General features: G+C 65.5%; 9 protein-coding genes. 3 read left to right on the top strand and 6 right to left on the bottom strand.

Features of this window, described 5'->3' with window-relative positions; genetic code table 11:
* Positions 1-69 precede the first annotated feature (69 nt).
* Positions 70-372 carry a hypothetical protein gene (locus FB455_RS24300; protein ID WP_145755021.1) on the top strand — a complete coding sequence of 101 codons (303 nt, stop codon included), beginning with the start codon at positions 70-72 and terminating at the stop codon, positions 370-372.
* Here the strand turns inward: FB455_RS24300 and FB455_RS24305 are convergent.
* A complete protein-coding gene (locus FB455_RS24305; protein ID WP_145755022.1) occupies positions 350-895 on the bottom strand; it encodes an SMI1/KNR4 family protein in 546 nt (181 codons plus the stop codon). The genes FB455_RS24300 and FB455_RS24305 overlap by 23 nt on opposite strands.
* A 115-nt stretch (positions 896-1010) precedes the next feature.
* Between FB455_RS24305 and FB455_RS24310 the strand changes: the two genes are divergently transcribed.
* Positions 1011-1748 (top strand): hypothetical protein, encoded by a 738-nt coding sequence (locus FB455_RS24310; RefSeq protein WP_145755023.1) that lies wholly within the window; start codon positions 1011-1013, stop codon positions 1746-1748.
* A 12-nt stretch (positions 1749-1760) separates the two neighbouring features.
* On the opposite strand, the gene FB455_RS24315 is transcribed toward FB455_RS24310, so the two are convergent.
* The 3 genes from FB455_RS24315 to FB455_RS24325 form a co-directional block, all read right to left on the bottom strand.
* Positions 1761-2003, bottom strand: a complete 243-nt coding sequence (locus FB455_RS24315) for a hypothetical protein (RefSeq protein WP_030269667.1) — start codon at positions 2001-2003, stop codon at positions 1761-1763.
* 184 nt (positions 2004-2187) lie between these two features.
* A complete protein-coding gene (locus FB455_RS24320; protein ID WP_162881494.1) occupies positions 2188-2655 on the bottom strand; it encodes an SRPBCC family protein in 468 nt (155 codons plus the stop codon).
* 87 nt (positions 2656-2742) lie between these two features.
* Positions 2743-3162: a hypothetical protein gene (locus tag FB455_RS24325; RefSeq protein WP_013473374.1), complete on the bottom strand. Its 420-nt coding sequence runs from the start codon at positions 3160-3162 to the stop codon at positions 2743-2745.
* A gap of 244 nt (positions 3163-3406) precedes the next feature.
* Between FB455_RS24325 and FB455_RS24330 the strand changes: the two genes are divergently transcribed.
* On the top strand, positions 3407-3811 hold the full coding sequence (locus tag FB455_RS24330; RefSeq protein WP_145755024.1) for a hypothetical protein: 405 nt from the start codon (positions 3407-3409) through the stop codon (positions 3809-3811).
* On the opposite strand, the gene FB455_RS24335 is transcribed toward FB455_RS24330, so the two are convergent.
* Positions 3799-4218, bottom strand: coding sequence for a hypothetical protein (locus FB455_RS24335; protein WP_013473373.1), 420 nt, complete (start codon positions 4216-4218; stop codon positions 3799-3801). The two genes, FB455_RS24330 and FB455_RS24335, sit on opposite strands and share 13 nt — an antisense overlap.
* Positions 4219-6445: 2227 nt before the next feature.
* A partial coding sequence (locus FB455_RS24340) for a transposase family protein (RefSeq protein ID WP_145755025.1) occupies positions 6446-6715 on the bottom strand: 270 nt, incomplete at its 5' end.

Raw genomic sequence — 6715 nt, forward strand, 5'->3', positions numbered from 1 at the left:
TCCTCCGGTTTCCGCTCGTCCCCCGTCAGACCCGTCAACGACCCGCAACTCATCGCCGAGGTGTACGTGATGGATTTCGTGGAACTGGTCATCGACGGGCGAATCGACATCGATCGCGACGACCTCGAAGACGCCCTCAACGAGGCTCTCGTCGGGCGCGGCGAGGTGACCGGTGCCGGAACAAGCGAGTACGGCTCCCATCTCGACGTCGACGTCCTTGTGACGGCGGACCGACGAGCCTTCCTGGACGCCGTCTTCGGGGTGCTCGCCGCCTTGGACCTGGGCGACTCCGTGCGGGTCCGGCCCGGCGACGGGCAGACCTGGATCCGTCCGGGCCAGTGGACCCGCTCTACTCGTGCCGGACGAGCCTGAAGGGCACCCCGTCGATCTCCGTGAGGTACCCGATCACCGGCACCGGGTTCCTCAGTTCCGCGATCTCGACAAGCAATGCGGTGGCAGTGCCGGCGTAGGGCTCGGGCGGGTCGATCAGGGCGGTATCGCAGACCACCGTCGGCCACTGCTCGGGAGGACCGTCGTCCAGGTGCCAGCAGAGCAGATAGTCGAAGTTCACGGCTCCCCAGACCCGGAGGTCTCCCGGTGAGGTGCCGAAGTGGTACGGGAACCCTCCCGTGCACTCCGCCCTCTTGTTAATCACGTGATGCCAGTTCCGCGCGTACCGGAGGAATTCCGGTACGCCCCAGTCGGAAGGATGAAGCACTTCCAGGAAGCCGATGCTGCCGTGTGGGAAGCGCTCGACGAAGCGTCGGTAGTCCTCGGGAAAGGGATGGCCTGCCGCCTCGGTGAGAGCCGTCCAGTCGATCTCCGTCTCCGTCGCCCCGTCCCAGTCGAACAGGCCGGCGAGTCGATCCACGGTCGGCGAAGCATTCGGTGTCATTCGGCTTCCTCCGGCAGATGATCGTTGGTCGGGTGCACGTCCCACCTCGCCTTCACCGTAAGATCACTCTCTTCGGCAGGCGTACGCCTCCGGAGTCCTCGAAGGCGGATTCGCCATGATCCCCGATCGGACTGAGGTAAGCGACCTCCTGGAGAAGGCGCTGGCGGGTGCGGCCGCCACGTTCCAGGGCATGACGGCGCACCGGCAGGAGTCCAACTGCGAGTGCCACTGGGGCAGCGCGGAGGAACTGGCACTGCTGAAGACGCCGGACGTGCCGCTCGACGAAGACCTGCTCCGTCGCACGTACTGGGCCACTGACTGGCGCTATCCCGGCCCGCTGCTACGCCGGATCCTGCCCCAACTGACCCGGAGCCTCGTGGCCGGCCGAGTGATGCCCATGGCCGGGATGGAGAGCCTCGGGTACTTGTTCACCACCGCCCGCTGGCAGGAATGGCCCAAGGGGCAGCGGGACGCTCTGCGGGAGTTCCTGGACGCCTGGTGGCTGCATGCCCTGGTCGAGCCCGATGCGAAGGTGCCCGCTCACGAGGCCCTGGAACTCATCGCCGAGACCACCGGCAAGCTCACCCCGTGGTTGGCTGTCTGGACGGAGTCGCTGGCCGACGCGGTGGCCCGACGACGGCTGGTCACGGCCGTGGAGGAGTGGGTGGACGACCTGGTGGTCGACAGGCTCCCCTGGTCGAGTTGGCACAAGGAGGACACGTGGGGCGCCGCGCTGTCGCTGTGGGTGATACGACATGCGCCGACCCCACTACGGGAATACAACGCGTCGAGCGACGTGCTTGATCACATTGGCCTGCTCGCCCTGCCCTACGCCGATCGGTGGGACAAATAGCCCTCGCGACGGCTACGTCCATGGCGTGGACCGCATCTGGATCGGCTGGTAGGCCAAGGCTCGGTCAACCACCTCGGCAGCCGTCAACTCGGGGTCGCTCCAGTAGATCAGGTTGGAGACGTAGCCGCCTGGGCAGGCGAGGTCTCGCTCAAGTTGGTCCAGCCAGCCGCCCAGCTCACCATCGTCCGCGTAGTCGACACTCATGATCCGCTCGACGAGGGCGATGGCCTCGTCCCGCGTCAGCTCTGCTGCCAAGTCGGCGCACCTCACGTCCTTTGTCGACCACGCCGGTCAGCTCTCGAACGGCGATCAGCCCAAGTAGCGCTGCTTTCAATCAGCAGCCTTACCGCGCGAAGGTCCGGCACCACTAGGTGCCACAGGAGTTTCTTCGACTCCAGCCAGCTCCGGCCACGCTCGCGCCTGAGAGCAATGGCTGCACCTACCGGCACCGGGGCGCGTGAGCAGCCCAGGCGGTGAGCCGCCGCATCAGCTCCGCGAGCCACGTCCGGTACTCGTGGCGCAACTGCGCATCAACCCCCACCGGTACGCCTGCCGGAAGCTCCGCCCAGATCTCCTGGGTGAGACGGCACGAGTCGGGCCCGAGCGGCACAACGGTGAGCACGCCGCCGCTGGAGTATCCGGAAGTCAACGTACGGGTGACGGCACGACGCCCCGGTTCGACCTCGACGACCTCGTGCATGATCCCCAGTCGACCGTCGGGGCTCCGATGCACGAACGCCTGGATCTCGCCGGCTCCCTTCGGTCCGGGCAGGGTGACGCCGATCTCAATCGAGTCGTCCAGCACCACCAACGAGGCCGGATCCTCCATGAAGCCGAAGGCCGCCTCCGCGCTCGTCGGCAGGTCGACGGTGGCCGTCTCCCGTACCTGGACCGCAGTCGTCGTCACCCTGATCAACCGTAGACGCGAGCGCACGCCGCATTGTGTCAGTCGATCCGTCGACGGTGGGGGCGAGATCAGCGCTACGCGCCCTCGCTAGCGGGCGCCGCCCGGTGCGAACACGGCATAGAAGTACCGAAGGCTGTCCTCCGGACCGTTCTCCAGGCGCTTGAAGGCCTTCGCGATCGGATTGCACCAGCCCTGCCCGGCGAGCTCGACCACCATGGGCCATCCGACGACGGCCAGTTCGTCTGCCGTCGTTGCGCGCCACCGTCCACCCGCATGCCGGGTCAGCACCTCGCCGACATAGCAACCGAAGCCGAAGAGAGTCTCTGCCACCTGTCCAGCGGTGAGGCCCTCGGCCCGAAAGCCGTCGAGGATGGCGTCCACGGACGTCAGGCTGTCCGGCGTGTAGTCCAGGTGCACAGCGCTGACCTGGGCCGCTGACACCACGATGTCGCCCGCGAACCGGGCTGCGTTCTCCGGTACGGGCGCGTACTTCAGGCGCAGTTGCATGGTTCCCTCCAGCATGATCAACAGATCGAGATCGCGCGATCGTACCGACGACGGCCGTCGAGCGGCGCCCTCTCACGCGGCTCCCGGAAGATCCACGTGGGTCAGAATGTGCCGGTGACGATCTCCGCTGACGGCCCGGGCGAGCACGACGCCGTGGCATGGTCCGAGGCGTCCGACCTCGCCGGCTCCACGCCCGGCGTCCGGCGGCGCCTGCGGACGGCGCCAGGTCGAGCGAGGGAGAACCGTGAACGACGACGAGAGCATTCGCCGCTACGGCCTGCGACCGACCGGCGCCGCCGTGCCTCACATCCGCGAGATGCTCCGGGCCCAGGCAGACCTCGATCAGCACGACCAGGACACCGAACTCATGAAGCTGTGCTGCCTGCAACTGTTCAACGCCGGCCGACTCAGCGACGTGCTCGTCATCTGGCAGGCCAAGGAATCGAGCTGGGATGCCCACTGCTCGATCGACGTCCAACTACTCTGCGGAGCAGGACTGGACGCCACCAAGGCATACCTGGATGCCGACGGCTCCGACGATGCGACAGAGGCGCTCCGCTACCTGCTCGACTGCGAGGCCGCCGGTGACTTCGACAACTTCTCCATAGCCGAGCAAGCCCGATGGAGAGCCGCCTACTACCTGAGCTGACGTTGCTGCGCAGCAGGATCTTGAAGAACTGAGCCGTCGAACCCGAAGTCGGACGGAGCCTGAGAAACCTTCCTCCGAAAAGCGTCGTCGACCAGCGCGCCGACGAGCAGGCCGTCCAGGATCTCTTCCTTCCGGACGTCATAATCAGAACTTCCGTAACTGTCGACCAGTTCCGCGAGGAGGTTCGCGACCTCGCCGAGGTCGAGGTATCGAAAGCCTTCCACAGCACGCCGGAAATCGTCCGGCTCGAGAACTTCCACCGCGAAACCCAGGCCACCACCCATGACAGCATTGAAGACACGGTGTACGTGCGAGAGCTTTTCCACCCCGACGGGCGTGCCGACCGGCACAACGCCCTCGGCCCCGTAGTCCACTGCCTCGTTGAACACGTCATTCATCGACTTCATCAACACTCCCCGATCCCGGAGCACCCTGCCGCGTCTGAGGTGTCCGCCCCAACAAACTGCGCTTCATGGCTCAACCGGAGCAGCCAGCAGCCCCCGCGGAGCCGGAGGTTCTGAGATAAGGCGGCGCTGAAGCACCTGTCAGCTTCACGGGTAGCAGTGCCCTCACAAAGACGCCCACCTCGGGCACCTGCATCATCACCGGAGCGTCAGGCGTCGCGTGGCTCGGCCACGCCCCGGATACCCGGTGCCGCTCGGGGTTGTCGGGAACTGGATCAGGCAGCCGGAACCGCGCCTGGCGGTCACGGTCACGCCGTTCGTGAGGCTGATCAGATCGGCCCACGACGTCCCCTCCATCGCTAGTGGGGCCGCGGCCTACCAACCAAGGGACAGGTGGTCCGTGGAACATCGAAGGCCCTGACCGGACTCGCGTCCCGGTCAGGGCCTTCGGTTGGAGCGGGTGACGGGAATCGAACCCGCACTGTCAGCTTGGGAAGTTGAAGGCGGTCAGGGCTAGGGGCAGGCAGGACTGCACAAGCTGCATAGGAAGCCCTGCATGACCGACACCATGGGTTGCGCGGGCTGTCCGCTGCTGACCCCTGCTACGGGCATGCCACGGGCACGCGCGTCCGTGAACGGCTGGCATGCGTTCTAGCCCTCATGGGGGGTACGCAGTGACATGGTCGATGCTGTCGAACGACCGACAGCAAGCGATGACAGGTGACTACTGTGCTATAGCACTGTAGCGTGGGACTCGCAGCAAGGTTTGGCTCGGGAGCTTCGCAGGGAGGTGTACAAGTCATGCAGCGTGTATCTCAGCAGGTGCGGGACCGGTTGCGGGCCATGCGCGGCAACCGTCGTAGCCCTAGCAACGGACGGCAAGCAGTCGAGCCGGAGCGCAGGCTTCCGGCGCTCGACCAGTGGGAAGGCATGTGGGTGGCGGTCAAGGACGGGAAAGTGATCGCGGCTGCGTACAACTCTCGCGACCTCGTACCCAAGCTGGTAGAGATGGGACCTGCGGGCCGAGGGGCGGTTGCCCAGTTCGTGCCACGTCGCTCTAACACCATCGTGGTTGGCGTCGGATAGGGGCATTATTACTCGGCATCGCTTCGCTTACCGTGAAGAGGGCAATCCGCCCATTCTGCGTCCCACGGTTGATGTCCAGCTCTACCTTCCCCCTAACGGAGAGTGGACGACGCGAGCACTCATCGACACAGGGGCACCTATTACGGTCTTCGACCGAGGGGCGGGTGACGCGCTACTCGTCCGCTTCGACAGGGCTGGCGCTGAGACCGGATCTATCGCGATCCTCGGGGCGCAGCGCCAGATACAGTTTGAGACGATTGATCTGTGCTTGGCGAACGACCCGTCTTACGTCTGGTCGGCTCGGGTTGCTTTCATCAAGGACCCGAGTTTCCAGATGGTTTTCCAGGGCATCCTTGGAACTGAGGGCTTCCTGGATAAGTGGGCAGTTACCTTCAATAAGTACTACGAGTACTTCGAGCTACTGCCGCCAGACGACGCATACGACCTATACAACGACTAGATTCAATGCGAGCCATCCGACCGCGCTAGGCGCGGTCGGATGGCGAATTTCGATCGACACGCCGAGAACTTTTGTGTTCTCCATCACATACAACCTCGCTGGCTGGGCTGCTTTCTAGCCATCCCGTCGGCCTTCGTCCGCACACCGTGGAGTGGGTGGGGCCTGCCCGGTCAAGGTGGAGCACACCACTGTCTGAACGACCTTGACCGGGCAGGCCCCACCTGCTCGGCTTCGCCCGGACGGAGGTGTTGGGATGGCGTCACCATCCCGGAGTGCCCGAGGACCCGCCGGAGGCACTGCCTGTGTCTTGATCACATCACAGCCCCGGATTTGCCATCGACCATGGCGGCCCGGGGCTTCTTCGTATGTCGCGCCGCCGGCGGGCTGGCAACCGCGTGCCGGCGGCCGAAGGCCAGAGGCAACGCGGCGGGCCGACAGGCCCGGCCCAGGTTCGGCGGCGCGCGCGGCCTGCGAAGCGGGCCGCCTTGAAGACGTATAGAAAGTTCTCACCATTTACGGCTGGGCATCCATGGGTAGGATCTTGCCGTGAGCGAGTCGACCAGCCCTCCGAACGATGAGTTCGCCCGCAACGTTGTGAACTCGATCTTCGACGTCTTCGTTGATCCAGAGCTTTCCCGACGCGGACTCACGCTGGAACGGGATGAGATCACCAAGGAGCCATTTTCATCCTGCGTAGCGGTCGGCTTCGACGCGGTGCAGGACGAGGATGGCCTGCACGATCGCGGTCGCTCGGCGTGGGCAGCAGCGCAGCTTGACCAGGATTTTCCAGGTCTTGAGGGTGGCGATCGCGCGTTCGCCGCGGGCGCGGATCTTCGCGTGCGCTCGGTTGACGGCCTTCTGCCGGCGTGACAGCTTCGGCCGGAAGCGGCGCCGCTTGAACGGGGTGCGCACGCTGCCGGGGGCGCCTTGATAGCCCTTGTCCGCGAAGGTCAT

The sequence above is a fragment of the Micromonospora sp. CNZ296 genome (assembly GCF_007827635.1).

Coding starts and splice junctions, on each gene's coding strand:
- FB455_RS24310 (WP_145755023.1), top strand. CDS start 1,011: ATGATCCCCGATCGGACTGAGGTAAGCGACCTCCTGGAGAAGGCGCTG.
- FB455_RS24305 (WP_145755022.1), bottom strand. CDS start 895: ATGACACCGAATGCTTCGCCGACCGTGGATCGACTCGCCGGCCTGTTC.
- FB455_RS24325 (WP_013473374.1), bottom strand. CDS start 3,162: ATGCAACTGCGCCTGAAGTACGCGCCCGTACCGGAGAACGCAGCCCGG.
- FB455_RS24300 (WP_145755021.1), top strand. CDS start 70: ATGGATTTCGTGGAACTGGTCATCGACGGGCGAATCGACATCGATCGC.
- FB455_RS24335 (WP_013473373.1), bottom strand. CDS start 4,218: ATGAAGTCGATGAATGACGTGTTCAACGAGGCAGTGGACTACGGGGCC.